General features: G+C 71.7%; 24 protein-coding genes. 8 read left to right on the forward strand and 16 right to left on the reverse strand.

Annotated elements, in window-relative coordinates; genetic code table 11:
• Positions 1 to 5: 5 nt before the first annotated feature.
• The 4 genes from BLV05_RS22145 to BLV05_RS22160 all read left to right on the forward strand — a co-directional run bounded on the left by BLV05_RS22145 (position 6) and on the right by BLV05_RS22160 (position 3,650).
• Positions 6 to 977: a serine hydrolase domain-containing protein gene (locus BLV05_RS22145; RefSeq protein ID WP_046770481.1), complete on the forward strand. Its 972-nt coding sequence runs from the start codon at positions 6 to 8 to the stop codon at positions 975 to 977.
• A 64-nt stretch (positions 978 to 1,041) separates the two neighbouring features.
• Entirely contained in the window at positions 1,042 to 1,857 is an 816-nt protein-coding gene (locus BLV05_RS22150) for a mycofactocin-coupled SDR family oxidoreductase (RefSeq protein WP_046770482.1), read from the forward strand.
• A 98-nt stretch (positions 1,858 to 1,955) separates the two neighbouring features.
• Positions 1,956 to 3,398 (forward strand): MFS transporter, encoded by a 1,443-nt coding sequence (locus BLV05_RS22155; protein ID WP_046770483.1) that lies wholly within the window; start codon positions 1,956 to 1,958, stop codon positions 3,396 to 3,398.
• 72 nt (positions 3,399 to 3,470) lie between these two features.
• The gene (locus BLV05_RS22160) at positions 3,471 to 3,650 is read left to right on the forward strand and encodes a hypothetical protein (protein WP_046770484.1); all 180 of its coding nucleotides are present in this window, start codon (positions 3,471 to 3,473) and stop codon (positions 3,648 to 3,650) included.
• Here BLV05_RS22160 and BLV05_RS22165 read toward each other — a convergent pair.
• Both BLV05_RS22165 and BLV05_RS36645 read right to left on the reverse strand, forming a co-directional pair.
• The gene (locus BLV05_RS22165; RefSeq protein WP_052762750.1) at positions 3,647 to 4,027 is read right to left on the reverse strand and encodes a VOC family protein; all 381 of its coding nucleotides are present in this window, start codon (positions 4,025 to 4,027) and stop codon (positions 3,647 to 3,649) included. The genes BLV05_RS22160 and BLV05_RS22165 overlap by 4 nt on opposite strands.
• Positions 4,028 to 4,155: 128 nt before the next feature.
• Positions 4,156 to 4,458, reverse strand: a complete 303-nt coding sequence (locus BLV05_RS36645; RefSeq protein WP_160312774.1) for a hypothetical protein — start codon at positions 4,456 to 4,458, stop codon at positions 4,156 to 4,158.
• Between BLV05_RS36645 and BLV05_RS22170 the strand changes: the two genes are divergently transcribed.
• Positions 4,457 to 5,203, forward strand: coding sequence for a metallophosphoesterase (locus BLV05_RS22170; protein WP_046770486.1), 747 nt, complete (start codon positions 4,457 to 4,459; stop codon positions 5,201 to 5,203). The genes BLV05_RS36645 and BLV05_RS22170 overlap by 2 nt on opposite strands.
• On the opposite strand, the gene BLV05_RS22175 is transcribed toward BLV05_RS22170, so the two are convergent.
• From BLV05_RS22175 to BLV05_RS22225, 11 genes are all read right to left on the reverse strand, one after another.
• The gene (locus tag BLV05_RS22175; RefSeq protein WP_046770487.1) at positions 5,204 to 6,124 is read right to left on the reverse strand and encodes a PPK2 family polyphosphate kinase; all 921 of its coding nucleotides are present in this window, start codon (positions 6,122 to 6,124) and stop codon (positions 5,204 to 5,206) included.
• Positions 6,125 to 6,128: 4 nt separating this feature from the next.
• Positions 6,129 to 8,864: a cation-translocating P-type ATPase gene (locus BLV05_RS22180; protein WP_046770488.1), complete on the reverse strand. Its 2,736-nt coding sequence runs from the start codon at positions 8,862 to 8,864 to the stop codon at positions 6,129 to 6,131.
• A gap of 17 nt (positions 8,865 to 8,881) precedes the next feature.
• The gene (locus BLV05_RS22185; protein ID WP_052762751.1) at positions 8,882 to 9,292 is read right to left on the reverse strand and encodes a DUF7144 family membrane protein; all 411 of its coding nucleotides are present in this window, start codon (positions 9,290 to 9,292) and stop codon (positions 8,882 to 8,884) included.
• Between the two features lie 74 nt (positions 9,293 to 9,366).
• Positions 9,367 to 10,110 (reverse strand): SOS response-associated peptidase, encoded by a 744-nt coding sequence (locus tag BLV05_RS22190; protein ID WP_046770489.1) that lies wholly within the window; start codon positions 10,108 to 10,110, stop codon positions 9,367 to 9,369.
• A gap of 465 nt (positions 10,111 to 10,575) precedes the next feature.
• The gene (locus tag BLV05_RS22195) at positions 10,576 to 10,881 is read right to left on the reverse strand and encodes an antibiotic biosynthesis monooxygenase (protein WP_046770490.1); all 306 of its coding nucleotides are present in this window, start codon (positions 10,879 to 10,881) and stop codon (positions 10,576 to 10,578) included.
• Positions 10,882 to 10,885: 4 nt separating this feature from the next.
• On the reverse strand, positions 10,886 to 12,400 hold the full coding sequence (gene arfA / locus BLV05_RS22200) for an arabinosylfuranosidase ArfA (RefSeq protein WP_046770491.1): 1,515 nt from the start codon (positions 12,398 to 12,400) through the stop codon (positions 10,886 to 10,888).
• Positions 12,401 to 13,630, reverse strand: a complete 1,230-nt coding sequence (locus tag BLV05_RS22205) for a family 1 glycosylhydrolase (protein ID WP_046770492.1) — start codon at positions 13,628 to 13,630, stop codon at positions 12,401 to 12,403. It lies immediately after the preceding gene.
• Positions 13,627 to 14,457, reverse strand: coding sequence for a carbohydrate ABC transporter permease (locus tag BLV05_RS22210; protein WP_046770493.1), 831 nt, complete (start codon positions 14,455 to 14,457; stop codon positions 13,627 to 13,629). The genes BLV05_RS22205 and BLV05_RS22210 overlap by 4 nt, the downstream gene beginning before the upstream one ends.
• Positions 14,454 to 15,413: a carbohydrate ABC transporter permease gene (locus tag BLV05_RS22215; RefSeq protein ID WP_197683257.1), complete on the reverse strand. Its 960-nt coding sequence runs from the start codon at positions 15,411 to 15,413 to the stop codon at positions 14,454 to 14,456. Before BLV05_RS22215 ends, BLV05_RS22210 begins: the two co-directional genes overlap by 4 nt.
• Positions 15,414 to 15,418: 5 nt before the next feature.
• Positions 15,419 to 16,687 (reverse strand): ABC transporter substrate-binding protein, encoded by a 1,269-nt coding sequence (locus tag BLV05_RS22220; protein WP_046770494.1) that lies wholly within the window; start codon positions 16,685 to 16,687, stop codon positions 15,419 to 15,421.
• An 89-nt stretch (positions 16,688 to 16,776) separates the two neighbouring features.
• On the reverse strand, positions 16,777 to 17,799 hold the full coding sequence (locus tag BLV05_RS22225) for a LacI family DNA-binding transcriptional regulator (protein ID WP_046770495.1): 1,023 nt from the start codon (positions 17,797 to 17,799) through the stop codon (positions 16,777 to 16,779).
• A 131-nt stretch (positions 17,800 to 17,930) separates the two neighbouring features.
• Here BLV05_RS22225 and BLV05_RS22230 point away from each other — a divergent pair, with 131 nt between their 5' ends.
• Positions 17,931 to 20,033, forward strand: coding sequence for an RICIN domain-containing protein (locus BLV05_RS22230; RefSeq protein ID WP_046770496.1), 2,103 nt, complete (start codon positions 17,931 to 17,933; stop codon positions 20,031 to 20,033).
• A 126-nt stretch (positions 20,034 to 20,159) separates the two neighbouring features.
• Here the strand turns inward: BLV05_RS22230 and mmsB are convergent, their stop codons facing one another.
• The 3 genes from mmsB to chvE are packed head-to-tail and all read right to left on the reverse strand — an operon-like array spanning position 20,160 to position 24,107.
• Positions 20,160 to 21,419, reverse strand: coding sequence for a multiple monosaccharide ABC transporter permease (gene mmsB / locus BLV05_RS22235; RefSeq protein WP_046770497.1), 1,260 nt, complete (start codon positions 21,417 to 21,419; stop codon positions 20,160 to 20,162).
• Positions 21,416 to 22,957 carry a multiple monosaccharide ABC transporter ATP-binding protein gene (gene mmsA / locus BLV05_RS22240; RefSeq protein WP_046770498.1) on the reverse strand — a complete coding sequence of 514 codons (1,542 nt, stop codon included), beginning with the start codon at positions 22,955 to 22,957 and terminating at the stop codon, positions 21,416 to 21,418. The genes mmsB and mmsA overlap by 4 nt, the downstream gene beginning before the upstream one ends.
• 10 nt (positions 22,958 to 22,967) lie before the next feature.
• The gene (chvE, locus tag BLV05_RS22245) at positions 22,968 to 24,107 is read right to left on the reverse strand and encodes a multiple monosaccharide ABC transporter substrate-binding protein (RefSeq protein WP_046770499.1); all 1,140 of its coding nucleotides are present in this window, start codon (positions 24,105 to 24,107) and stop codon (positions 22,968 to 22,970) included.
• 208 nt (positions 24,108 to 24,315) lie between these two features.
• Here chvE and BLV05_RS22250 point away from each other — a divergent pair, with 208 nt between their 5' ends.
• Both BLV05_RS22250 and BLV05_RS22255 read left to right on the forward strand, forming a co-directional pair.
• Entirely contained in the window at positions 24,316 to 25,563 is a 1,248-nt protein-coding gene (locus BLV05_RS22250; protein WP_046770500.1) for an MFS transporter, read from the forward strand.
• Between the two features lie 39 nt (positions 25,564 to 25,602).
• A complete protein-coding gene (locus tag BLV05_RS22255; protein WP_152690895.1) occupies positions 25,603 to 26,571 on the forward strand; it encodes a TAXI family TRAP transporter solute-binding subunit in 969 nt (322 codons plus the stop codon).
• Positions 26,572 to 26,649 lie beyond the last annotated feature (78 nt).

Here is a 26,649-nt window from a genome sequence, read left to right on the forward strand (position 1 = left end):
ACGGCATGAGCCCACGAGTGGACGGCGACGCCCAGCTCGGACTGCGCCTGGCCGAGCTGCTCGGCCGGCGCCACCCGGCCGCCGCGGCCGCCGTCGTCACCCCGTCCGCCATCCGCATGGCCGCGCACGGCGCGGACCTCGACTCCGACTTCGAGCTCGCCTCGGTGTCCAAGGGCCTGACCGGGCTGCTCTACGCCGACGCACTGGCGCGCGGCGAGGTCCGGCCCGGCACCACGCTGGGCGAATTGCTCCCGCTGGACGGCACGCCCGTCGCCCGGGCGCGGCTGGACGCCCTGAGCACACACCGCGCCGGACTCCCCCGGCTGCCGTCCGCCGCGCAACCCTGGCGGCGCACGTTCCAGCTGTGGCGGCACGGCACCAACCCGTACCGCGAGAGCCTGGACGAGCTGCTGGGGCAGGCCCGCGGCGTGCGGGTCCGCCGGCGGGTCAAGCCGCGCTACTCCAACATCGGCTTCGAGCTGCTCGGGCACGCCGTCGCCGCCGCGGCCGGCACGACGTACGCGGAGCTGGTCGCGCAGCGGTTGGCCGGGCCGCTCGAGCTGTCCGGCCTCTACGTCCCGGCCGACGCGTCCGAGCTGCGGCAGACGGCGCTGGCCGGGCACGGCCGGCGAGGGCAGCCGCGCGAGCCGTGGGCCAACGCCGCGCTCGGACCGGCCGGCGGCGTCCGCGCGTCGATCCGCGACCTCGGCCGGCTGCTCGAAGCACTGCTCGACGGGACGGCGCCCGGTGTCGCCGCGCTGGAGCCGGTCGCCCGGTTCGGCACCGGGGCGCGCATCGGCGCCGGCTGGCTCACGACGAAGCTCCGCGGCCGCGAGATCACCTGGCACAACGGCGGGTCCGGCGGGTTCCGGTCCTGGGTCGGGCTGGACCGCGCGGCCGACGCCGGCGTCGCCGTCCTCTCCGCCACCGCCGTCTCCGTCGACGGCGCCGGCTTCCGGCTGCTCACCCCGCCCTGACCCGGACTACTATGGCACTGGGTGCCATAAGGCGCTCGCCTGGCTTCGGAGAGGGGAACGAACGATGACTGGACGCGTCGAGGGCAAGGTCGCCTTCGTCACCGGGGCGGCCCGCGGGCAGGGCCGCGCGCACGCGGTGGCGCTGGCCAGGGAGGGCGCGGACATCGTCGCCGTCGACCTCGCCGGCGAACTGCCGGGCGTGCCGTACGACTCCCCCACGCCGGCCGACCTCGAGGAGACCGTCCGCCTGGTCGAGGCCGAGGACCGGCGCATCATCGCCGAGCGCGGCGACGTCCGCGACCACGACGCGCTGAAGGCGTTCGCCGACCGCGCCGCCGGCGAGCTGGGCCGCCTCGACATCGTCGTCGCCAACGCCGGCATCTGCATCCCGCACGCGTGGGACCAGATCGGCGTCGACGAGTTCCGCGCGGTCATGGACACCAACGTGCTCGGCGTCTGGAACACCGTCATGGCCGGCGCGCCGCACCTGATCGCGGCCGGCGGCGGCTCGATCATCCTGACCAGCTCGTACGCGGGCGCCAAGATGCAGCCGTTCATGATCCACTACACCGCCAGCAAGCACGCCGTCACCGGCATGACGCGCGCGTTCGCCGCCGAGCTGGGCCGCCACAACATCCGCGTCAACAGCATCCACCCGGGCGCGGTGAACACCCCGATGGGCTCCGGCGACATGCAGGCCGAGCTGCAGCGGGCCGGCGAGACCAACCCGCCGCTCAACCAGATGGGCACGCCGTTCCTGCCCAAGTGGGCGGCAGAACCGGAGGAGATCGCGGCGGCCGTCGTGTTCCTCGCCTCGGACGAGTCCGCGTTCATCAGCGCCGAGCACCTGTCCATCGATGGTGGCGCCGCTCACTTCTGACCGATATATGGTTGCAACAGGCAACCAAACGAGTAGGCTGACGTAGCACGTCGCCGCCGCCGTGCCGCTCACTCACTCCCGGTACGGCAGGAGCCCGCATGACAGCCACGGTCGTCGACGATCGTCCGGAGACCCGCCGGACCCGGACCCCGGGGCTGACACTGCTGGCACTGGGCGGCGCCGGGCTCGTCGTCTCCCTCCAGCAGACTCTGGTGCTGCCCCTGCTCCCGCGGCTGCAGCAGGCGTTCGGCACGTCGGTCACGTCGGTCACCTGGGTGTTCACGGCGACGCTGCTGGCCGGGGCGGTCGCGACGCCGCTGCTGTCGCGGTTCGGCGACATGTACGGCAAGAAGCGCATGGTCATGGTGACGATGGCGCTGTTGGTGGCCGGCTCGGTGGTGTGCGCGCTGTCGGACTCGCTCGGCGTGCTGATCGCCGGCCGGGCCCTGCAGGGCGCGGCGTCGGCGGTCATCCCGCTGGCCATCGGCATGATCCGCGACACCTTCCCGCGCGAGCGGGTCATGGCCTCGATCGGCATCGTCAGCGCGACGCTCGGCGTCGGTGGCAGCGCCGGCATGCTCGTCACCGGCGTCATCGCCGACCGCACCAGCAGCTACCACCCGGTGTTCTGGATCTCCGCCGGCATGGGCCTGCTCGCGCTGATCCTCGTGCTCGCGTTCACCTCGTCGACCGGCACGCGGCCCGGCGGCCGGCCCGACGTCGTGGGCGCGCTGCTGCTGGCCGGCCTGCTGGTCACGCTGCTGCTGGGGATCAGCCAGGGCAACACCTGGGGCTGGACCGACGGCCGCACGCTCGGCCTGTTCGCCGCGGCCGTCGTGCTGACCACTACCTGGGTCCTGGTGGAGCAGCGGGTCCGCGAGCCGCTGGTGCAGCTGCGGCTGCTGAGCGGGCCGCGGTCGCTGTCGGCGAACCTGGCGTCGGTGCTGCTCGGCTTCTCGATGTTCGCCGGGTTCACGCTCGTGTCGAACCTCATCCAGACGCCGTCCGCCGTCGCCGGCTACGGGCTCAGCGGCGAGGTCATCGACGTCGGCCTGTACCTGCTGCCGAGCACGGTGACGATGCTGCTCTTCTCGGTGCTGGCCGGACGGTTCGAGGCCCGGCTCGGCGCGGCGTTCACGCTGGCCGTCGGCGCGACGTTCGCCGCCGTCGCCTACGTGTGGCTGGCGGTGCGGCACGACACCCCGCTGGACATCATGATCTTCAGCGGCGTGCAGGGCATCGGCTTCGGCATCGCCTACGCCGCGCTCGGCACGATCGCCGTCGAGCACGTCCCGATGAGTCAGAGCGGCATCGCCAGCGGCATCAACTCGCTGGTCCGCACGGCCGGCGGCAGCATCGCCAGCGCGGCGACGGCGGCCATCCTGACCTCCCAGCTGATCGCGAACACGTCCATCCCGCGGATCGACGGCTACGTCCTCTCGTTCGTCATCGCCGGCATCGCCGCCGCGGTGACCGCCGTCATCGCCGCTCTCCACGGCGTCCGGCACCGCCGCCCGGAATCCATCCCGGTCCCCAGTTGAGGGTTGGCGCAGCGCAACCTGGCCGTCTCGTGGCCAAAGTCTCAAAAAGGACTTCAATGAGACGATAGAAGCATGAAGTTCGTTCTCGAGGTGAGCCTGGACGGGATGGACGACGCCGCCAAGGAACTGGGCCGCGTCCTGCGCTACTGGGGCGGCAACCTGCACCACTACGAGCTGAAGCCCGGCGACGGCTCCGCGATCTACGACTCCGCCTACCGCGACGTCGGCCGCTGGAGCATCACGGCGAGCTAGCGCGCGGCCTCGTCGCCGGTGTGGGCGATCACCGTGATCCGCTCGCCGTTGTGGTCGACGAAGGAGAACCGGCGGATGCCCCACGGCTTCGTCGTGAGCGGTTCGACGACCGGCAGCCCGCGCTCGAGGATCGCCGCGTGAATCGCCTCGACCTCGGCGGGGCTGCCGACGTCGATGGCGAATCCGGGCGGCAGCCCTTCGTGGCCGTTGTCATTGACGACCAGTTGGGCGGCCGGGGTGTCGGGTGACCCGAACATGAGGAAACCCGACTCCTCGTCGCGCATGTTCACCTCCAGCCCGAGCACGGTGCAGTAGAGCTCCTCCGTCGCACGCGGGTTCTGGCTCCGGAGCTCCGGGATGATGCGCGTGATCGCCACGCCGCCGCCCTTTCTCTCGCCGTTTGCCGCCGACGTTAGCTGTTGATCATGGAAAAAGTCGGCTCCCACCGCGGTTTTGAGCCGACCTTCTCCATGATCAACGGGGGGCGCGGCGGGGCGGACGGGGCTCAGGCGTCATCGTCGGCCGCTGGGACGAGCTGGCCGGGGCGCCGGACCAGGCGCACACCGTCGAGCAGATCATCGGCGACTACCTGCCGACCTCGATCCAGCGCTACCTCGACCTCCCCCGCCAGCTGCGCGCAGGCGCGGCGCACGACGAGCTGCAGAACCAGCTTGGCATCCTCGAGCGGGAGAGCGAGCGGATCCGCGCGGCCGTGCACTCGCGCGCCGTCCAGGCACTCGGCGACCAGGGCCGGTTCCTGCGGGAGAAGTTCGGCCGGTCCGAGCTGGACCTCTAGTCTGCCGTCCATGATTCTCGCCCACGCCAGCGACACCCACGTCGGCAGCGACCACGACGCCGCGCTCGCCACGGCCCTCGCGGCACTGCCCGCCGCCCTCGGCTCCGTCCGGCCCGGGCCGGGCCTGCTGCTGATCACCGGCGACCTCACCGACCACGGCACCCCCGACGAGTACCGGCGGCTGTCGGCGCTGCTCGAGCCGCTGGGCGTGCGCTGCCTGGTGGTCGCCGGCAACCACGACGACCCCGCCGTGCTGCGCGACGAGCTGCCGCAGCTGCTGGGCGCGACGCCGGGTGCGGGCTCGCCGGCGGCGTGGACCGAGACCGTCGGCGGCGTGACGCTGGCCGGCCTGGACAGCTCGTCCGGCACGCTCGGCACCGAGCAGCTGGCCTGGCTGGACGGCCTGCTCGCGGCGGCGTCCGGCCCGGTCCTCGTCACGCTGCACCACCCGCCGTTCCGCACCGGCCTCGCCCAGCTCGACACCGAGTGGCCGCTCACCGACGCGGCGGCGCTGCGGGCCGTCGTCGCCCGGCACCCGGTGGTCGCCGGTGTCCTGTGCGGCCACGACCACCGTCACATCGCGACGCGGCTGGACGGCACGGTGCCGATGGTGTCGGCGCCCGCGCTGTCGTGGCGGCCCCGGCTCGACCTGCGCGCGGACGTGCCGCTGACGCCGTCACCCGAGCCCGCCGCCCTCCTCGTCCACGTCGTCGACGAGCTCGGCCTGCGCACGCACCATCTCGCGCTGGGCGCCTGATCAGCCGCGCGGCGTCACCGTCTCGGCCTCGAGGACCTCGCGGGCGCGGGCGTTCTCCGCGCGCGCCGCGTCCGTGACGACCGGCCAGCGCAGGTCCAGCCCACCGATGGTCTCGAGGATGACGGCGCCGACCAGGGCCTGCGTGACGCTCTTCTGGTCGGCCGGCACGACGTACCAGGGCGCCCACGCCGTGGACGTGGCGGAGATGGCACTCTCGTAAGCGGCCTGGTAATCCGCCCACAGCGCACGCTCCTCGACGTCGGCGGCGTTGAACTTCCATTCCTTGTCCGGGTTGTCGAGGCGGGCCATGAAGCGGCGGTGCTGCTCGTCTTTCGACACCTGCAGGAAGAACTTGACGATCTTGGTGCCGTTGCGGTCGAGGTGCCGCTCGAAGGCGTTGATGTCGTCGTAGCGATCCGCCCAGAAGCCCGGTCCGCGGTCGCCGTCCGGCAGCTTCTGCGCGTCGAGCCATTCCGGGTGGACGCGCAGCGCGATGACCTCTTCGTAGTGCGACCGGTTGAAGATGCCGATGCGGCCGCGCTCGGGCACGGCCTTGGCGATGCGCCACAGGTACGTGTGGTCGAGTTCCTCGGCCGACGGCTTGCGGAAGCCGACCACATCGACGCCCTGGGGGTTGACGCCGGACATGACGTGCTCGATGGCCGAGTCCTTGCCGGCCGCGTCCATCGCCTGGAACACGATCAGCATCGCGTACCGGTCGCTGGCCCACAGCAGCTCCTGCGCGTCGGACAGGTCGGACACGCCCTCCTTCAACAACGCGCGCGCGGCGGCGGCCAGCTGCGGCTCCGTCAGCTCCCCCAGCTCACCGCCCGCGGACCAGCGGGTGTCGCGCTCCGCGAGCGCGGCGGGTGTGCCGGGCCGCACGCGCAGCCCGTCGACGATGCGGCCGCGTCTGTCCATGTCCTCACCCCTGTACCGACGCCGTCCGGCGGCGGACGATCAGCTTCTCGATCTCGGCCAGAACCAGGTAGCCCAGGGGCGCCAGCAGGCAGATCCCCCACTGCGTCGCCGTCAACTCGACGGTGTCGAAGATGCGCTGCAAGGCGCCGATCGCGGTGACGACGAACGTCAGCGCCCCCGCGACCAGCACCAGCCGGATGAACCGCCCGTTCGCGAGCGTGTCGTGGGTGAAGATCGTCCGTAGCGGGTCGCGCCATTCCAGCGCCGCGACGATGTGCAGCAGCGAGATCGCGGTCAGTCCCATCGTGGTCGCGACGGCCAGGCTGTACTGGTCCTCGCCGACGGCGACGACCACCAGGGTGCCGATCGCGATCAGCAGCCCGTCGATGGCCAGCCGCACGCCCATGGCCGGCCGGATCACCGGCTCGTCCGGCGGGCGCGGACGACGGTCCATCAGTCCGGGCGTCGGCTGGTCGAAGCCGAGCCCGACGGCCAGCAGCACGTCGATCGCGAAGTTGATCCACAGGATCTGCAGCGGCAGCAGCGGGGTGCCGTTCGCGATGGTGAAGATCCCGGCGCCGAGGAAGGTCAGGATGAACCCGGCCAGCATGATCATCTGGACGCGCACGTACTTCATCAGGTTGTCGTAGAGTCCGCGCCCGCCCTCGACGGCGGTGACGATCGTCGCGAAGTTGTCGTCGGTGAGGATCATCTCCGCCGCGTCCTTGGTCACCTCGGTGCCGGTGATCCCCATAGCGACGCCGATGTCGGCGCGGGTCAGCGCGGGCGCGTCGTTCACGCCGTCACCGGTCATCGCGACCACGTTGCCCTGCTTCTTCAGCGCGCCCACCAGCCGGACCTTGTCCTCCGGCGCGACCCGGGCCACGACGCCGATCTCGCCGACTTCGCGGTCCAGGCGGTCGTCGGACAGCGCGGCGAACTCGGTGCCGGTGAGGGCGCGTCCTTCGATGCCCAGTTGTCCGGCGATGGCGGCCGCTGTCGTGGCGTGGTCGCCGGTGATCATCCGGACCCGGATCCCGGCCCGCTTGCACTCCGCGATCGCGTCCCTGGCCTCCTTGCGCGGCGGGTCGACGATGCCGATGAGGGCCAGGAGCTCCAGGTCGGTGACGGCGCCCAGCAGGTCGGACGCGGCGTCGAACTCGCTGCGCTCGAGGTCGCGCCGGGCCACCGCCAGCACCCGCATCCCCTCGCCGGCCAGCCGGTCGTTCTCGGCCAGCACCTTGGCCGTCCCGGCCGGGCCGGTGGTCAGCGGAAGCGACGACCCGTCGCCGGCCAGGTACCGCGACGACCGCGCCAGCAGCACGTCGGGTGCGCCCTTGACCAGGCAGCGAATGAACCGCCGGCCGTTCTCCTCCTGCTCGTGGAACGTCGCCATCAGCTTGTACTCGGTGTCGAAGGGCACCTCGGCCACGCGCGGGATGCTGCGCCGGGTCTCCTCGACGTCCAGGCCGCCCTTCTCCGCCAGCACGACCAGCGCGCCCTCCGTCGGGTCGCCGATGCAGGCGCCGTCACGGATCACCGCGTCGTTGGCCAGCGCCATCGGCAGCAGGAACGGCTCCAGCGTCCCCTCCCCGGACCCGGCGACGCGCATGATGCGGCCCTGCGTCGAGTACCCCTCGCCGTCGACGTCGAACCGGCGGCCGGCGACGACCAGCGCCCGCGCCGTCATCTGGTTCAGCGTCAGGGTGCCGGTCTTGTCCGAGCAGATCGCCGACGTCGAGCCGAGCGTCTCGACCGAGCGCAGCCGCTTGACGATGGCGCCCTTGGTGGCCAGCCGCTGGGTGCCCATCGAGAGCAGCATCGTCACGACGGCGGGCAGCCCGGTCGGGATGGCGGCGATGGCCAGGCTGATGCCGACGAGGAACAGCGAGTCGAAGTCCTCGCCGCGGGCCAGGCCGAGCAGGATGATCGCGACCAGCGCGCCGGCGGCCATGATCGTGATCAGCACGGTCAGCTGGTCCAGCTGCTTGGTGAGCGGCGTCTTCTCCTGCTCGACGCCGCTGAGCATGCCGGAGATGTGGCCGACCTCGGTACCCATGCCGGTCGCGGTGACGACCATCTCGCCGCGGCCGCGGGTGACCTGCGAGTTCATGTACGCCATGTCGATGCGGTCGCCCAGCGGCACGTCGACGCCGGCGACCGGGGCGATGGTCTTCGAGACCGGGGTGCTCTCACCCGTCAGCCCGGCCTCTTCGATCTCCAGCGTCGCCGCCAGCAGGATGCGGCCGTCCGCGGGCACCTTGTCGCCGGCCTCGAAGCTGACGATGTCGCCCGGCACCAGCTCCTCGGCCGGGATCTGCAGGATCTGCCCGTCCCGGCGCACGTGCGCCGTCATGATCAGCATCTTGCTCAGCGCCGCGACGCTCTGCGCCGCCTTGCCCTCCTGGTGCAGCCCCATGATCGCGTTGACCACCGTCAGCGACAGCACCACCAGGCCGGTCGACACGTCCTGCAGCGCGACGATGCTCACCACGGCCGCGCCGACGAGGACCAGTTGCATCAGGTCGCGGTACTGGCGCAGGAACGCCTTCCACCCGGGCTCCTTCGCGGCCTCGGCCAGCCGGTTCGGCCCGTACGTCGACCGCCGCTCGGCGACCTCGGCCGTGGTCAGGCCGACGCCCGGGTCGACGCGCAGCTGCCGGCAGGCGTCGATCGCGGAGATCCGATACCACTCGGTGCGGTCCTCGGCGGAGGACGTGGTGGTGGCCGTGGTGCTCATCGTCGCGCCACCCGCCGTCAGCGGACGAAGACGCCGGAGCGGACGATCGCCCACATCGAGAACACGCACAGCACGATGACCACCACCGACCACACCGGGTAGTAAGGCAGGAACACGAAGTGCGCGATCGCCGACAGGCCGGCCAGCGCCATCGCCACTCCGGCCGCGACCCGGCTGCCGGCGAACAGCGCGAACCCCGCGATGATCAGCAGCAGCGCCATGATCAGGTGGATCCAGGCCCACGCCCCGACGCTGATGTCGTACGCGTACTCCGGCACGCCCGCGTAGAAGTTCTCGTCGATGAGCGCGGTCAGGCCCTCCAGGCCCTGGAACATGCCGAGCAGGATCATCATCGTCGCCGCGAAGTTGAGCCCGGCCTCGGCCCACGACCCCGCCCGCGTGCGCGACGGCTCGTAGATGCTGGTCATGACGCCCTCCCCCGGTCTGCCGGGCCATCGTCCACCCGCGGCCGGGGCGCGGCCTCACCCGCGCGGGGTGAGGGTCAGGAGCCGAGCAGGTCGGCCTGCGCGGGCACGTGCTCGGCCAGCAGGCCGGCATGGTTGTTGCGGACGTTCCCGACGTCGGGGCCGACGGGGCGCGCGGTGAGGCCGGCGCCGACCCGGCCGGCCGCCGCGCGGGCGAGGTCCAGCAGCGCCGCCGCGTCGTCGTTGCTCCGGTCCAGCCAGTCCGGGATCTCCGCCGGCGTCAGCAACACCGGCATCCGGTCGTGGATGTGCGACAGCCCCGGCACCGGCGCGGTCGTCAAGACGCTGGCCGACAGCACCCAGCGGTCCGGGTCCTCGGCCGGCACCGACGGGTCGCGCCACCACTCGAACACGCCGGCCATGGCCAGCAGGCCGCCCGTCGGGTGGATGAAGTACGGCTGTTTCGCCCGGCCGGTCCCCCGCTGCCACTCGAAGTACCCGCGGGCCGGGACGACGCAGCGGCGGCGGGCGACCGGGCCGCGGAACGCCGGTTTGTCCGCGACGGTCTCGATACGCGCGTTGATCACCGTCGCGGCGGCGCCGGGGTCCTTCGCCCACGACGGGATCAGCCCCCAGCGCGCCGCGTGCAACTGCCGGGTCCGCTCGGGCGCCTCGTCGGTGCGTTCCAGCACGACGGGCACGCGATCGGTCGGCGCGACGTTGTACGACGGCATCAGCTCCGCGACCGCGCCCTCGGCGATGGCGTCGAACTCGGCCGCGAGGTCGTCGATCGACGCGTCAGCGACGTAGCGTCCGCACATCCCCCGATTGTCCCCCACCGACGTGTTGTGCCTGCCCCCTGCTGCTTTCCATTGTCGGGGGCGCGGGAGGCCGCCTCAAGCGGACTATGGAGCGCTTCGCGCGACGATGACCGCTTGACCCGACCTCCCGCGCCACCGGTACAGCAGCGTCAGGGGGCCGCCCAAGACTGGGCCTGGCTTCCAGCCTGCTTCTCCTGGCTCCGCTAGCCCCTCACCCTCCTGGGTGGTGTTCCGGCGACCGGCTCCGCTGTTGGTTCCGGTCCTCAGGCCGCCTCCGGCCGCCCGCCAACCCATGCACCTCACCCGCCGCTGGTGCACCTCACCCGCCAGAGGTACCCCATCTGCGTCCGACCCGGTCATGACGCAGCCGCCAGGCGAGTGACGTGCATCCCAGGCGAGCGAGGTGCCGACCGTCCCATGATCATCAACCTTTTGTGCTGTGGTAGCAGCACGAAAGGTTGATGATCATGGGGCGGTGGTGCCCTCCTCGGCGGAGACCAGTTCGGCGATCGCCGAGAAGAATGCCTCGATGCCGGGCCGGTTGGCGCCCTTGGCCCGTGAGGCGGCGAAGTCCTCGGGCGAGCGCCAGGTGACGATGTCGAGCCACTCGTCGCCGGACAGGCGGACGAGGACGGCGTCGAGGAAGCCGGCGCGGTCGGCGCGGAAGTCGGCGAGCATGGCGGGCCGAGCGGCCAGCAGTGCGTCGGTGTTCTCGGGCAGGACGCGGAAGCGAGTCAGCTCGACCGTCGTGGCGGTGTTCTCAGCGGTCACGCTCTCAGCCTAGTGAGACCGCCGTCCACGACACGGGGGGCAGCGTCACCCGCAGCTCTCCCCCGTCGACCACGGCAGACGGGGTCGGCCGCAAGCCCACCCGGTTCGGCTGGTCGAGGGTGTTGCGGGCGTGCGGGTCGTCGTCCCACAGGGTGACGGCCTCGGCGACCGACGTGGCGCCCGGAGCGCGCGAGACGTCCACCGAGACCGTGGCGGACGCGTCGACCGAGCGGTTGACCAGGAACACCGCGGTCGACCCGGCCGCCGCGTCGTGGGTGGCCACGGCGTCGACCAGCGGGACGTCGCCGTAGGCGGCGGTCGAGTACGTCGGACCCGCGACGGACACGGACAGCGTCTCGCCGCGGGCCAGCCGCGACGTCGTCGCGAACGGGAAGAACGTGGTCTGGCGCCAGCTCGGGCCGCCCGGCTCGGTCATGATCGGCGCGATGACGTTGACCAGCTGGGCCATGCTCGCCGCCGTGACGCGGTCGGCGTGGCGCAACAGCGACATCAGCAGCCCGCCCACCACGACCGCGTCGGCGACGGTGTACGAGTCCTCCAGGATGCGCGGCGCGACGGGCCAGACCTGCGGGTCGGTGACCTTGTCCTCGTCGTGGTAGCGGTCGACGTACCAGACGTTCCACTCGTCGAAGGAGATGTCGACGCGACGGCGGCCCGGACGCAGCGCGCGGACGTGGTCGATGGTCGCGGCGACGGACTCGATGAAGCGGTCCATGTCGACCGGCGACGCCAGGAAACCGGGCAGGTCGCCGGGCGTCTCGTGGTAGTACGCGTGGCAGGACAGATAGTCGATCTCGTCGTACGTGTGCTCCAGGACGGTCCGCTCCCACGCGCCGAACGTCGGCATCTGCCGGTTCGAGCTGCCGCACGCGATCAGCCGCACACCGGGGTCGAGCTGCCGCATCGCCCGCGCGGTCTGGGCGGCCAGCTTGCCGTAGTCGTCGGCGCTGCGGTGGCCCAGCTGCCACGGCCCGTCCATCTCGTTGCCCAGGCACCACAGCACGACACCATGCGGGTCGGGGGTGCCGTTGGCGACGCGCAGATCGGCCAGCGTCGATCCGGACCGGACGTTCGCGTACTCCAGCAGGTCCAGCGCCTCCTGCACGCCGCGGGTGCCGAGGTTGACGGCCAGCATCAGCTCGGTGCCGGCCTTCGCCGACCAGCGGGCGAACTCGTCCAGCCCGATCTCGTTGGTCTCCAGCGAGTGCCAGGCGAGGTCGAGCCGCCGCGGCCGGTCGGCGACCGGGCCTACCCCGTCCTCCCACCGGTAGCCGGAGACGAAGTTGCCGCCCGGGTAGCGGACGGTCGACACGCCCAGCTCGCGGACCAGCTCGATGACGTCCTTGCGGAAGCCGTCCTCGTCGGCCGTGGCGTGCGCCGGCTCGTAGATGCCGTCGTACACCGCGCGGCCCAGGTGCTCGACGAACGAACCGAACAGGCGCCGGTCGACGGCACCGACGACAAACGAGGGATCGACGGTCAGCGATGCGTGCGGCACTCAGCTCTCCTTGTGCTTGACGGGTACGGCGTTCAGCGGGTCGTGCGCCTGCTCGCGGAACCGCTCGACCAGCGGGGTGGCGACGCGGTGCAGGACGCCGTCGCGCTCGGACAGCTCCCAGAGGCCCATCGTCAGGCGGTGCGCCTCGCGCGGCTCGGCGGAATGGCGGTACGTCCACTCGTACATGTCGAACACCGGCCACCACGTGTAGGCCGCGACGGGGACGCCGCCGGCCCGCAGCCGGCGCACGGACTCGACGGACGCGTCGAGCCAGGCCAGCCGCTCGGCGACGCTCGCCGTCACGCAGGTCTCGGTGAGCGCGACGGGCACGCCGTAGCGCTCGTGCGCGGCGCGCAGCAGCTCCTCCATGCCGGTGACGCCGTCGTCGCGGGTGGGACGGGGGTCGCGGAAGCCGCCGCCGTGCGGCTCACGCGCCGAGACCACCTCGGTGGAGTGCCGCGGGTAGTAGTTGACGCCCATGACGTCGGGCCGGACGGCGTGCTCGGCGAACCACGCGAGGTCCTCGTCGCCGAGGCCGTCGGCCGCCCTGCCGGTCACCAGATCCTCCACCAGGTGCACGTGCCGCCGCAGCCGCGAGATCAGCGCCGCGTCGTCGCCGTCGTAGCGCATGCCCGCGTCGACGTGCACGAACACGCCCCGCTCCCCCAGCACGTCGCGCATCGCCCGCTGCGCCAGCACGAACCCGCGGGCCAGCTGGCGCACCATCGTCGCCAGGCCGTCCGGCCCGGACAGGTACGGCGGCCAGTACGCGTACTCGCCGGAGAACAGCGCGTGGATCATCGGCTCGTTCACCGGCGTGTAGTCGGTGACGCGGTCGGCGTACCGCTCGGCGACCCGTGCGGAGTACTCCGCCACGTGCGCCGGGTAGTCGGGGTGGGCGAACTGGCCGTCCAGCCACAGCGGCGTGCCGTAGTGCAGCAGGTCGACGACGGGCCGCAGCCCCAGCTCGGCGAACCGGTCGACGACGCGGTCCAGCCACGACCAGTCCCACCGGCCCTCCGCCGGGTTGACGCGGTACCACGGCACGCCCCAGCGCAGCAGCGTCGCCCCGGCGTCAGACGCCAGGCCCAGGTCGGACGACCAGAACTCGTAGTGCTGGGTCAGCTCGTACTCGTCGATGGCCCGCTCGCCCGGCCGCTCCTGCGGCACGAAGGTGTCCTCGACGCCCAGCGCGAAGTGCAGCGCGCCATCCTTGTGCCAAGACGTCATTTGATCCCCGTCGTCGCGATGCTCTCGATGAACCGCCGCTGCACCAGCAGGAACGCGACGACCAGCGGCAGGATCGCCACCAGCGCGCCGGCCATCATGACGCCGTACGGGACGATGCCGCCCGGCCCGGTCAGCAGCGTCAGCCCGGACGTGATGGTGCCCATTTCGCGTTCCGTGGTGAAGATCAGGGGCCACAGCAGGTCGTTCCAGTTGTTGACGAACGTGAAGATCGCCAAGGTCAGCAGCGCGGGGACGGCGTTGGGCAGCACGATGCTGCGGAAGATGCGCAACTCCGACGCGCCGTCGATGCGGGCGGCGTTGTCGAGGTCGCGCGGCAGCGCCAGGAAGAACTGCCGCAGGAAGAAGATGCCGAACGCGTCGGCGGCCCGCGGCGCGATGAGCCCGGCGAACGTGTTCACCCAGCCGAGGTCGCTGACCAGCTGGTACACCGGCACCAGAGTGGCCTGGAACGGGATCATCAGCGTCGCGATGATCGCGATCAGCAGCGTCCGCCGCCCGGTGAAGTCGATGCGGGCCAGCGCGTACGCCGCCAGCGAGTCGAAGACCAGCGCGAACGCCGTCACCCCGCCGGCGAACAGGAAGCTGTTCAGCACCAGCCGCGTGAACGGCAGCTCGTCGACGATGCGGGTTAGGTTGTCCAGTGTCCAGTCCTGCGGCAGCAGCGTGGGCGGGAACGCGTTCACCTCCGACACCGGCTTGAACGCGGTGAGCACGATGATGGCCAGTGGCAGCAGCACGGCCGCCGTCACCGCCAGCATGGCGACGGTGCCGAGGACGGTGCCGGGACGGACCCGCGCGGCGTTCACTGGGCGTCCTTCTCGCGGCGGCCGAAGAACACGAACTGGACGACGCTCAGCAGCAGCGTCGCGATCAGCAGTACGTACGACAGCGCCGACGCGAAGCCGAGCTCCAGCCGGCGGAAGCCGGACTCGTAGATCTCCATGACGATCGTCTGGGTGTTGCCGTACGGCCCGCCGCCGGTCATGACGTAGATCTGGTCGAACGCCTGCAGCGCCGCGATCATCGCGAACACCAGCACGAACGCCATCGTGTTGGACAGCAGCGGCAGCGTCACGTGCTGGAACCGCCGCCACACGCCCGCCCCGTCCACGCGGGCCGCCTCGTACAGCGTGCCGGGGATGTCCTGCAGCCCGGCCAGGAAGATCACCAGGTAGAAGCCGAAGTTCTTCCAGACGGCGACCAGCGCCACCGCCGGCATCGCCAGCTGCGGGTCCTCGAGGACGTTGCCCAGCTGGATGCCGAGGCCGCCGAGCCAGTGGTTGAGCAGCCCGACCTGCGGGTCGATCAGGTACGTCCACGCGTAGGCGGCGACCGCCAGCGACACCACGAACGGGATGAACAGCGCGGTGCGGAAGAACCCGCGGAACGGCAGCGCCGGGCTGTTCAACACCAGCGCCAGCGCCAGCGCCGCGATGACCGCCGTCGGCGTGAACAGCACCGTGTACCAGAGCGTGTTCTGAACAGCGTCGAACAGGTCGGGGTCGGTGAACACCTGGACGTAGTTGTCGAACCCGACCCACTCGGCCTCGCCGAAGCCGCTGGCGTCGGTGAACGACGTCCGCAGCGCCGACAGCATCGGCCAGCCGACGAAGACGACGAGGATGAGCAGGGCCGGGCCGAGGAACGCCAGCGCGGTGGCGGTGCGGCGGCCGGACCGGCCCCGTCCGGCCCGGGGCGCCACCCGCCGCCCGCCGAGTGGCGCGGGCGGCCGGTAGCGCCGTCGTGGTGCGGTGAGGGACACCAGACCTACCCGACGGCCGATTCGATCTCGGCCTGCGCCTCGGACAGCAGCCCGGCGATGTCCTCGCCGGCCATCGCGCGCTGGGTCAGCTCGTCGACGGCGGTGAGCACGTCGACGCTGTTCACCACGCCGGGCAGCAGCGGCCGGCCGAACTCGGCCTGCTCGGTGAGCGCGGCCACGACCGGGTTCTCGGCGACGGCGTCGGCGGGGACGTCGGTGCGCAGCGGCGGCCAGCCGGAGCCGAGCGACCACGTGACCGCGTTCTCGTCGTCGAGGAAGAAGCTGAAGAACCGCTCGGCGGCCTCGACGGCGTCGTCGCCGGCCTGCTCGGTGATGGCCAGCGAGACGCCGATGGCGGACGCGGCCTGCGCTTCGGGGCCGGCCGGGACCGGCGCGATGCCGTAGTCGATGCCGTTCTCCTCCGAGATCGACGCCATCCACGGCCCGCCCAGGTACATCGCGGCCTTGCCGCTGCTGAACAGGCCGTCGCCGGCGATGCCGTCGACGCCGGTCGGCGAGATCTTGTCGACCGCGATCGCCTGGTACCAGTACTCCAGCGTGGCGAGGTTCTCCGGCGAGTCGATGACGACGTCGGTGCCGCCGTCGACGATGTCGCCGCCGCCGCCGTAGAACAGGCTGGGCCAGACGCCGTTCGCGACCGTCGCGTGGTCCGGGATCGCGACGCCGTACTGCTCGGGCGTGCCGTCGCCGTTCTGGTCGATGGTGAGCGCGCGGGCCGTCTCGACCCAGTCGTCCCAGGTGGCCGGCGGCTCGGTGATGCCGGCGGCGGCGAACAGCGCCTTGTTGTAGAACATCGCCAGCGGGACGAAGCCGCTGGGGATGCCGTAGCGGGTGTCGTCGACGGTCACCATGTCGACCGCACCCGGGTTGAGCTCGGCGGTGTTGCTCTCGGGGTCGTCGTAGAACTCGTCCAGCTCGACGAACGCGCCGCGGTCGGCGTAGACGGGCAGCCGCTCGGCCGGCATCGCGACGATGTCGGGGCCGTTCCCGGCCGAGAGCGCCGGCAGCAGCGTGTCGTCGATGACGTCCCACGGGTTGATCTCGGTGCTGATCACGACCTCGTCCTGCGAGGCGTTGAAGTCGTCGACGAGCTGCTCGAGCACGTCACCGTCGGCCTCGGTGTACCCGTGCCAGAAGGTGAGCTCGACGGGGCCGCCGGCGGACGCGCCGCCGGAGTCGTCGTCGCTGCCGCAGGCGGTCAGACCGGCGGCCAGGACGAGGACGAGTCCCAAGGTGAGGCGGTTGCGTGTCATGTCCGGTCCTTCTCCACAGTGAGATGATCATGACCTTACAACGTTGTAAGACCCAGGATGGGGAACGCCGCGGAAGATGTCAAGCGGGCTCAGCCCTGTGACTGGAGGGCGCCTGTCGACTCGCGCTCGACGATCTCGAACGCCGAGCGCAGCTCGCGCCGAGGCTCGTCGGGGCCCTTCTCGATGCGTTCCAGCAGCACCTCGACGGCCAGCCGGGCGATCTCGCGCCGGCCGGGGTCGACGGTGCTCAGGCTGGGCAGCGAGTACTTGCCCTCGTCGACGTCGTCGAAGCCGATGATCGCAACGTCGCCCGGCACCCTGATGCCCTGCTCCTGCATGACCCGCAGCGCGCCGAGCGCCAGCTCGTCGTTGAGCGCGAAGACCGCGTCGAACTCGACGCCGCGCTGCAGCAGCGCCCGCATGGCCTCGGCGCCGTTGAAGCGGTGCCACGGCCCGGCGTCGACGACCAGCGCCTCGTCGTAGGCCAGGCCGCGCGCCTCGAGCGCCGCGCGGTAGCCGCTCAGCCGCAGCCCGGCCGAGCCGATGACCTCGCCCTCGTGCGCGCCCAGCGCGGCGATGCGCCGGCGGCCGAGAGCGAGCAGGTGGTCGGTGGCGGCGCGGGCGGCGTCGACGTTCTCCATCGTCACGTGGTCGACCGGGCCGTCGAAGATGCGCTCGCCCAGCAGCACCAGCGGGAAGTCGACGGTGAGCAGGCCGCGGTCGGCGTTGCTCAGGCCGAGCGGGCTGAACAGCAGCCCGTCGGTCAGCTGCCGCCGCGACCCGGACAGCACGTCCAGCTCGCGCCGGCGGTCACCGCCGGTCTGCTCGATGACGACCACGACGTCGCGCTTCTCGGCCGCCGTGATGACCTCGTCGGCCAGTTCGGCGAAGTAGGCCAGGCTCAGCTCGGGGACCGCGAGGCCGATGGCGCCGGTGCGGCCGGAGCGCAGGCTGCGCGCCTGGCGGTTCGGCCGGTAGCCCAGTTCGTCGATGGCGGCCTGCACCTTGGCGCGCGTGGCGTCGGCGACATACGGATGGTCGTTGACGACGTTCGACACGGTCTTGAACGACACGCCCGCGAGCCGGGCGACGTCACGCAGCGTCGCTGTCATGGACACACGGTAGCCGTTGACACGAGCGCTGACCCAACTCTAGGGTGCTGATCACACCGGTGTTACAACGTTGTATGAGCAGGTGACCTTACAACGTTGCATGACTGTGCCCGCCCCGTCAGAGGAGAGTCATGTCCACCGAAGTCCGCAGCCCACGCCGCCGTGCGCTGGCCGCCCTCGCCGCCGTCGCCGCACTGGCCTCGGCCGCCCTGGCCGCAGCGCCCGACCCCGCCGCCACCGCCGTCACGACCGGCAACGGCGCCCTCGTCTATTCCCCCGCCGCCGGAACGTCCTTCGACCCCGAGGGCAACCGGCCGGTCGGCACCACCTACGCCAAGGTCATCACGCTCAAGCACAACGGCTCCGCCAACGGCACCCAGCTGGTGACGTTCGACCAGCTGGTGCTGGTCGGCGGCGTGCAGGTCTACCCCATCCACCGCAGCACCAACGACGGCACCAGCTGGAGCAAGATCGCCGACGTCGCGCCCAGCGCCACCTTCCCCACGCTGACCCGCACCGCGCAGCCGTTCCTGTACGAGCTGCCGCAGCAGGTCGGCTCGCTGCCGGCCGGCACGATCCTGCTGTCCGGGATGATCATGCCGGCCGACCGGTCCAGCAGCCGGCTGGTCGTGTACAAAAGCCAGGATCGCGGCGTCACGTGGTCCTTCCTGAGCACCATCGACACCGGCGGGCCGGCGGTCTACGACCCCAGCCCGACATCGACCACCACCACCGTCTGGGAGCCGGCGCTGGCCGTCGACGGCCAGGGCGGGCTGGTCGCCTACTTCTCCGACGAGCGGCAGAAGGCGAACGGCGTGCTGCAGGCGGTGTCGTACCGGCGCTCCACCGACGGCGGGCAGACCTGGGGCCCGCTGGTCAACGTCTCGGCGCCGCCGAACAGCAGCGACCGGCCGGGGATGATCACCGTCACGAAGCTGCCCGACGGCCGCTACTTGGCCACGTTCGAGGTGGTGAACCGGCCGAGCCTGAGCCAGAACACCGCGCCCGCCTACTACAAGATCTCCCCCGACGGCCTGAACTGGAGCCCGGAGTCCAGCATCGGCACGCCGATCCGGCTGGCCGACGGCCGCGGCATCGGGTCGTCGCCGTTCGTTCGATGGGTGCCCGGCGGCGGGCCCAACGGCATGGTCATCGTGTCGTCGAAGTGGTCGCTGGACGCGAGCGGCAACATCAACACCGGCCAGCACTTCTACGTCAACTACAACCTCGGCGAGGGTCCGTGGGAGCGGCTGCCGTACGCCGTCACCTACGACTCCACCGACACCCAGGGCGGCGCGTTCAGCGGCTTCGCGCAGGGCCTCCACACCAGCGTCGACGGCCGCACGCTCGTGCACGCCACCAACGTCGAGAACCCGTCGACCACCTACAACGACGTCCGCGTCGGCACCATCCCGCTGGACGCCCAGCAGTACGAGGCCGAACGGGCCGCCCGGGTGGACGCGTCCCTCGTCACCCACCACGACGCGTCCAACGGGCAGAAGGTCGGCAACATCAACAACGCGGGCAGCTCGGTGACGTTCACCGTCCGGGTGCCGGCCGCCGGGTCGTACCGGCTGAACGTGCGCTACGCCAACGGGATGGGCAGCACCAGCACCCACTCCGTCAGCGTCGACGGCGGGTCGGCCACCGCCATCTCCTACCCGCCGACGGTCGACTGGGGCCGCTATCTGTGGGCGCAGCAGACGGTGAACCTCAACGCCGGCGTCAACACGATCACCTTCACCAAGGCGACCTCGTTCGCCGAGCTCGACGTGCTGCACGTCTACCGGACGTCGGCGCCGCTGGACCCGCAGTTCCGCGTCGTCAACCGGACCAGCGGCAAGTTCCTGGAGATCCTGTCGGCGCTGACGACCGACGGCGCCGGTGCCGGTCAGTGGGGCGATACCAACCACGCCACCCAGGTGTGGAACCTGCGCACCGTCGCCGGCGGCGTCCAGCTGGCCAACGCGAACAGCGGGAAGCTGCTGGAGATCCCCGGCGCCGCGTTGGGTGACGGCGTCCAGGCCGCGCAGTGGGGGCCGACCGGCCACGCCACGCAGACCTGGGTGCCGACGCTGCTCAGCGGCGGCTGGTGGCGCCTGGCCAACGCCAACAGCGGCAAGAGCCTCGAGATCGCCGGCAGCTCCACCGCCGACGGCGCCGTCGCCCAGCAGTGGACGAGCGGCTCCTGCCAGTGCCAGCAGTGGCGGCTGAGGCGCGAGGGCATCCAGTAGGCTGCTGCGCCCGAACGGCAGTGGTTGGCGGTTTGGTGGTGCTCTGGCACCACCAAACCGCCAACCATTCACGCGTGGGGATATCTCCAGGACGACGGGGTGCACCTCGGCCAGCGCGGCCGCCCGTCAGCGGGCGGCGCCGCCTCGGCGCTTGTTCCAGATGTCGAACGCGACCGCGAGCATGAGCACCAGGCCCTTCACGACCGACTGCACCGACTGGTCGACGCCCATGAGCTGCATGCCGTTGCTCATGACGGCCATGATCAGGCCGCCGACCATCGCGCCGACGACGGTGCCGACGCCACCCGTCACCGCCGCGCCGCCGATGAACGCCGCCGCGATGGCGTCCAGCTCGAACATCGTCCCGGCGCCTGGCTGGGCGCCGTTGGACCGGGACGAGTAGATGACGCCGGCGACGCCGGACAGGAAGCCCATGTTGACGAAGATCCAGAAGTTCACCGCCCGCACCCGCACGCCGGACAGCAGCGCCGCGGACAGGTTGCCGCCGATCGCGTAGACCTGCCGGCCGAACACCGTCTGCTTGGTGACGACGGCGTACGCGATGACCAGCACGCCGAGGATGATCAGCACGATCGGCAGGCCGCGGGCGTGCGCGAGCTGCCAGGCGAAATACATGACGACGGCGCCGACGGCCAGCACGCGGGCGACGAACAGCGGGAACGACTCCACCGGCTGGCGGTAGCGGATCCGCGCGACGCGCGTGCGGAACCCGCTGACGGCGTAGCCGGCCACCGCGAACGCACCGATGAACAGCGTGAACGCGTCGTAGCCCTGCCCGCCGAACAGGCCGTTGAGGAAGCCGCTGGCGACCCGCTGGTACTCCGAGGGGAACGGCGACAGCGAGATGTTGTCCAGCACCTGGAGGGTCAGACCGCGGAACAGCAGCATGCCGGCCAGCGTCACGATGAACGCCGGGATGCCGACGTAGGCGACCCAGAACCCGTGCCAGGCGCCGACGGCGAGGCCGACCAGCAGCGCGGCCAGGATGCCGATCCACCACGCGTAGCCCTGCTCGATCACCAGCACCGCCGACACCGCGCCGGTCAGGGCCACCACCGACCCGACGGACAGGTCGATGTGCCCGGCGATGATGACGATCACCATCCCGATGGCCAGCACCAGGATGTAGGAGTACTGCAGCACGATGTTGGTGATGTTGCCGGGGCTGAGCAGCACGCCGTCGGTCAGGATCGCGAACAGCGCGACGATCACCACGAACGCGACGTAGATGCCGCTCTGGCGCACGTTGCGGGTCACCAGCGTGCGCAGGTTGCTGGTGCCGGTGTGCAGGGCGGCGGCCTGGGCGCTCTCCGGCTCGGCGCGGTCGCCGCGCTCGCCGGCCGGCGGCCGCTGGGTGCTCGTCATGCGACGCCCTCCCTGTCCTTGGTCATCAGTGCCATGAGGTTCTCCTGGGTCGCCTCGCCGACCGGCAGCTCGCCGGTGAGCCGGCCCGCGGCCAGCGTGTAGATGCGGTCGCAGACGCCGAGCAGCTCGGGCAGCTCGGACGAGATGACGAGGACCCCTTTCCCGGCCGCCACCAGCCGGTTGATGATCGTGTAGATCTCGTACTTGGCGCCGACGTCGATGCCGCGGGTCGGCTCGTCCAGGATCAGCACGTCCGGGTCGGCGAACAGCCACTTGGCCAGCACGACCTTCTGCTGGTTGCCGCCCGACAGCGTGCCGACGGAGGTCATCACGCTGGGCGCGCGGATACCGAGGTAGGACCGGCTCTCCTCGGCGACCCGGATCTCTTCGTTGCCGTCCACCCAGCCGTGGCTGGCCAGCTTGCGCAGCGCCGCCGCGGAGATGTTGCGGCGGACGTCCTCGATGAGGTTGAGGCCGTACTTCTTGCGGTCCTCGGTGGCGTAGGCGATGCCGTTGTCGATCGCCTCTGCCACCGACCGCGCGCGCACCTCACGGCCGCGCACGTACAGCCGGCCGCTGACGTCGCGCCCGTAGGACCGTCCGAACACGCTCATCGCCAGCTCGGTGCGCCCGGCGCCCATCAGCCCGGCGATGCCGACGACCTCGCCGGCCCGCACCCGCAGGCTGACGTCGTCGACCACCTTGCGGTCCTGGGTGGGGTGCCAGACGGTCCAGTCCTCGACCCGCAGCACCTCGTCGCCCGGTTCGCTGACGCGGTCGGGGTAGAAGCTCTCCAGGTCGCGGCCGACCATGCCGCGGATGATCCGCTCCTGCGAGACGTCCCCGTCACCGGCCCGCAGGGTCTCGACGGTGCGGCCGTCGCGCAGCACCGTGATGGCGTCGGCGATGGACGTCACCTCGGCCAGCTTGTGCGAGATGAGGATGCAGGTGATGCCCTGGTCGCGCAGCCGGCGCAGCAGGTCGAGCAGGTGCGCGGAGTCGGTGTCGTTGAGCGCGGCGGTCGGCTCGTCCAGGATCAGCAGCCGCACCTCCTTCGACAGCGCCTTGGCGATCTCGACCAGCTGCTGCTTGCCGACGCCGAGCTGCGCGACCGGGGTGACCGGGATCTCGTCCAGACCGACCGAGGCGAGCAGCGCGGCGGCCTCGGCGTTGGTGCGGTTCCAGTCGATCAGCCCGCCCCGGCCGCGGCGCTCGTTGCCGAGGAAGACGTTCTCGGCGACCGACAGGTGCGGCACCAGCGCCAGCTCCTGGTGGATGATCACGACGCCGACGGCCTCGCTGTCGCGGATGCCGTGGAACCGCGCCGGCGCGGTCCCGTCGAGCACGATGTCGCCGTCGTACGAGCCGGCCGGGTGCACCCCGGACAGCACCTTCATCAGCGTCGACTTGCCGGCGCCGTTCTCGCCGCAGATCGCGTGGATCTCACCGCGCCGCACCACCAGCGAGACGTCCTCGAGCGCCGTCACGCCGGGGAAGGTCTTGGTGATGCCGCGCATCTCCAGGATCGTGTCGCTCATCGCCGCGCCCTCACCCGTCCGTCTGGCCGGCGGCGACCTCCTCGGCCGTGTAGTAGCCGGAGTCGACGAGGATCGGCGCGATGTCGTCGGCATACACGGTCTCGACCGGCAGCAGGTACGACGGGACCACCTTGACGCCGTTGTCGTACGTCTCGGTGTCGTTGGCCTCGGGCTCCTCGCCGGCCAGGAACGCCTCCGCCGCGGCGACGGCCTGCTCGGCCAGCAGCCGGGTGTCCTTGAAGATGGTGGAGTTCTGCACGCCGTCGGCGATCAGCTTCACCGACGCGATCTCCGCGTCCTGTCCCGTCACCACCGCCATCGGGCTCGCGGCGGCGCCATAGCCGGCGTTCTGCAGCGCCGTGATGATGCCGCGCGACAGCCCGTCGAACGGCGACAGCACGCCGTCGACCCGCGAGCCGTCGCTGTAGCTGGCCGTCAGCAGGTCCTCCATGCGCCGCTGCGCGGTCTCCTGCTGCCAGCGCAGAATGGCGACCTGCTCGATGTCGAGCTGGCCGGACTTCACCACCAGCGAGCCGTCGTCGATGAACGGCTGCAAGGTGTCCATCGCGCCGTCGAAGAAGAAGTGCGCGTTGTTGTCGTCCAGCGAACCGGCGAACAACTCGATGTTGAACGGCCCGGCCGCGTCGCCCGGCTGCCCGTCGGCGGTCTGCAGGCCCAGCCCGGTGAGCAGCGCCTCGGCCTGGGCGACGCCGACGCGGTAGTTGTCGAAGCTGACGTAGAAGTCGACGTTCTCGCTGTCGCGGATCAGCCGGTCGTAGGCGATGACCGGGATGTCGGCGTCGGCGGCCGCCTGCAGCTGGCTGCTCAGCGCCGTGCCGTCGATGGCGGCGATGATCAGGACGTCCGCGCCCTGGGTGATCATCTGGTCCACCTGCTGCGACTGCGTCGGGATGTCGTCGTTCGCGTACTGCAGGTCGACCTGGTAGCCCAGCTCCTCGAGCTGCTCCTCCACCGAGTCGCCGTCGGCGATCCACCGCTCCGACGTCTGGGTCGGCATCGAGACGCCGATCGTGCGCTCCTCCGGCGCCGCCGACCCGTCGTCCTCGCCGCCCGCGCCCTCACCGCCGCACGCCACCAGCGTCAGGGCCAGCAACGCGCCTCCGACCAGCGCTTTGACTCGTGTCTTCACTAGGCCCCTCCCTTGCGGAAACGGGCCGCTCGACCCGTCAATGGATCACGTCCGGAATATGCCGTTTGTGAACGTTAACAGCAGTTTCGCGACAGGGCTGTCACGATCCGATAACAGGCTTGTCGGAAGTGGTTCGGACCTCCCGTGAGTCGAATTTCACACGTCGCCGGCGCAGCCCCGGCGGGCGGTTGTATCTAGGGTCGGCCTCATGCCGGCCGCGCGCGGTGCCGCCGCGGCCGAGCCGCCGCCGGGCGGGTACCGACGGGGCTCGGCCGGCTACCGGCGGGCCAGTGCGGCGGCCTTCCTCGCCGGCGCCGGCACGTTCGCCCTGCTGTACGGGGCACAGGCGCTGCTCCCCCAGCTCTCCGACGCGTTCGACGTCTCGGCCGCGACCGCCAGCCTGGCGCTGTCCGCGGCGACGGGCGCGATCGCGGTGTCGCTGCTGCCGATGAGTGCGGCGTCGGCGCGGTGGGGCACGTCGCGGGTCATCACGGTGTCGCTGGCTGCTGCGACGGTGCTCGCCCTGCTGGTGCCGCTGGCGCCGTCGTTCCCGGTGCTGCTGGTGCTGCGGGCGGCGCAAGGTGTCGCGATGGCGGGCGTGCCCGCGCTGGCGATCGCCTACCTCGGGCGCATCATCCACCCGTCCGCGCTGGGCGGCGCCGTCGGGCTGCTCGTCGCCGGCAACACGATGGGCGGGCTGTCCGGGCGGCTCATCGCCGCGGCGGTATCGGACCTGCTCGGCTGGCGGCCCGCGTTCGCCGTCACGGCGGTGTTCGCGACGGCCTGCCTGGCGGCGTTCTGGTGGCTGCTGCCGACCCGCGAGACCGGCCCCGAGACCGGCCCCGAGACCGGCCGCGAGCGGCGGCGCGGCGCCGAGGTGGCCGCGCCGCGCTACGTGGCCGAGCAGCTGCGCGACCCGGTACTGCTGCGGCTGTTCGGGCTGAGCTTCGTGCTGATGGCGGCGTTCGTGACGGTGTACAACTACCTGCCCTACCGGCTGCTGGCCGCGCCGTTCGCGCTGTCGGCCACCGCGGTCGGCCTGGTCTTCCTGGCCTACGTCCCCGGTTCGGTGTCGGCGGGCGTGGCCGGGCGGCTCGGCGACCGGCTGGGCCGGCGGGCGGTGCTGTGGGCGAGCGTGCTGCTCGCGCAGCTGGCAATCCTGCTGACCTGGCCCGACCTGCTCGGTTGCGTCGTCGCCGGGCTGGTGCTGTTCACCGTCGGCTTCTTCGGCGCGCACGCCACCGCCAGCACCGCCGTCACGCATCGCGCCGTCCGGGGCCGGGCCCAGGCGTCCGCGCTGTACCTGACCGCGTACTACGCCGGCAGCAGCCTCGGCGGGTCGCTGAGCGGGCTGGCCTTCGCGGCGTACGGCTGGACCGGCATCGTCGGCTTCGTCACCTGCGCGATCCTGCTCGCGTCGTGGCTGGTCTCCGGCGTGTGGGCGAAGCGCCGCTAGACTCCCCGGCCACAGCCGCGACGTCGGGCAGGAGGCCGGGTGGACGCTCACGCGGTGCGCCGCCGCACGGTGCTGGCCGCCGCGGCCGGGACGGCGCTGCTCGGCGCGTGCTCGTCGAGCCGGACCGAGTACGACGTCGAGCTGCGGCTGGCGACCGGGCCGGCCGGCGCCGTGTACCGGCGCATCGGCGGTGCGCTGGCTGAGCGGATCACCGCCCGCGTGCCCGGCGCGCGGGTCACGACGGTGCCCAGCGGCGCGTCCACCGACAACATCCGGATGCTGCTCGACGCCGAGGTCGAGCTGGGCCTGACCAGCCTCGACGCCGTCTTCCCGGCCGGCAGCGACGAGTCGCCCGCGGGGCTGTCGGCGCTGTGCCGGCTGTACGACAGCCACCTGCACCTCGTGGTGCTGGCGGACTCCCCCGTGACGGCGCTGGCCGGCCTCGCCGGTGCCCGGGTGGGCCTCGGCGCCCGCGACTCGGGTACCGAGTTCACGTCGCGGCGGCTGCTGTCGCTGAGCGGCGTCGACGTGGCCGGCTCCAACAACCCGCAGGCCGTCTCGGCGCAGGAGCTGGTCCGCGGCGACCTGGACGCCATGTTCTCGCTCAGCGGCGTGCCCACCCCGGCCGTCAGCCAGCTCGCCGCGACCCGGCCGATCCGGCTGGTCCCGCTGGACCGCGAGGCCGGCGCGCTGGCCCAGACCTACCCCGGCCCGTACGTGCCGGCCGCGATCCCGTCGACCGCCTACGACGGCGTGCCCGCCACCGGCACCGTCGCCGTCCCCAACATCCTGCTGGTCCGCGACGACGTCCCGGCGGACCTCGTCGAGGCGATCACCGAGACGATCTTCACCGACACCGAGGCCCTCGCCACCGACGGCGACCGCGCCGACGCCACCGCCGAACCCGTCCCCGAGGCGTGGCAGATCAACGTCCGCACCGGCATCTCCACCGGCCCGGTACCCCTGCACCCCGGCGCCGCCGCCTGGTTCCGCAACCAGAAACGCTGACCCCCACGCCGAGTTGATCATGGAGAAGGTCGGCTCAAACCGCCGCCAGAGGTGGACGTGGGCTGGGTGAACGTGCGC

Source organism: Jiangella alkaliphila, from assembly GCF_900105925.1.
Lineage (GTDB): Bacteria > Actinomycetota > Actinomycetes > Jiangellales > Jiangellaceae > Jiangella > Jiangella alkaliphila.